The sequence below is a fragment of the Gordonia sp. VNK1 genome (assembly GCF_040049135.1).
In the GTDB taxonomy this organism is placed as follows: Bacteria; Actinomycetota; Actinomycetes; order Mycobacteriales; family Mycobacteriaceae; genus Gordonia; species Gordonia oleivorans.
The window spans coordinates 1-1,234 of sequence record NZ_JBDZDJ010000064.1 but is presented as its reverse complement, the minus strand read 5'-3'; the positions used below and the strand labels follow the sequence as shown (position 1 = coordinate 1,234).

Below are 1,234 nucleotides of genomic sequence, written 5' to 3'. Positions count from 1 at the left end.
CGCCGACCGCCAACGAGGCGTATTGTGGTGTACATGACATCGGGGGAACTTGACATCACCATCGACTTGTTGTCGGAACTCGACTTCACCACCGGCAGCCTCACCCACGAGGATGCAAAAAGTGCGCTGCACGCCATCCTGCTGATCCGCAATCTGGTCGATCACCACGCCAGTGTGCTTGTCGGACTCTGTGATCACCTGAAGGTCGCAGAGAAGGAGGGCCGCAAACTCCACGAGTTGTTGCACGAGTGGGGTGTCGCCCCGGCTTCCGCGTCCCGCATGATCCGACTGGGCACCACACCCGACATCGACCGCGTGCACCGCCACACCTCACTGGGCACACTGTCCGCCGAACACGCCGACGCCATCGTGAGAGGATTGACGCACATCGAGAAGCGATCTGGACAACCTGTCACCGCCGAAGAACGCGACGCACACAGCATTGCCCTGCTCGGGCATGCCACCGCCGGTTTCACCCCCGCCGAGATCCGTGACTACGCCAAGAGTCGCGGGAACCAGCAGGCCGACGACACCGACGGTTTACCGGCCGGCGAGGACCGTTCCATCAACACTCTGGACTTCCGGGATTCTGACGACGGACGCCTCACCGTCACCGGCAACCTGCATGCCGTGCTCGGTGAGAAGTTGAAGACCGCGATCGAAGTCCTGTCGGCGCCACGGCCCCAGCCCGACGGGTCCCGCGATCCGCGCACCGCAGGTCAGATGCGTGCCGACGCCCTGGAGAACATCCTCGACACCGCAGCCCGCGCCGCCAGAGGTGAGCATCGCGATGACGACGGACCACGTATGCCCACCGAACTGATCAACCTCACCATCCCCACCGGCACACCCTCCATGGCATCCCTGCAGTTCATGGGATCGGTCACCGAAGCCACCGCCCGCAAACTGTGCTGCGACGCCACCGTCGGCGTCATGATCGTCAGCAAAGACGAAGTACCCCTGTCGCTCGGACGCACCATCCGGTTGTTCAACCGGGCCCAACGACGAGCGTTGACGCACCGGGATAAGGGGTGCATCAAGTGCGGTGCACCCGCCTCACGCTGCCAGGCGCACCACATCGTGCATTGGATCGACGGCGGCGAAACCTGTTTGGAGAACGGCGCTTTGCTCTGCACAGCCTGTCATGACGATGTCCACCATAACGGATGGGACGTCGTCATGGGAGCCGACCACCACCCGTGGTTGATCCCACCGGAAAGTGTTGACCCACAAC

Annotated in this window: 1 protein-coding gene; it reads left to right on the top strand. The window is 63.1% G+C overall.

All coding sequences use genetic code 11. From position 1 onward, the window contains the following. Positions 1-33 precede the first annotated feature (33 nt). Positions 34-1,234: HNH endonuclease (locus ABLE94_RS26320; RefSeq protein ID WP_348810308.1), on the top strand; the 1,201-nt coding region annotated here is incomplete at its 3' end.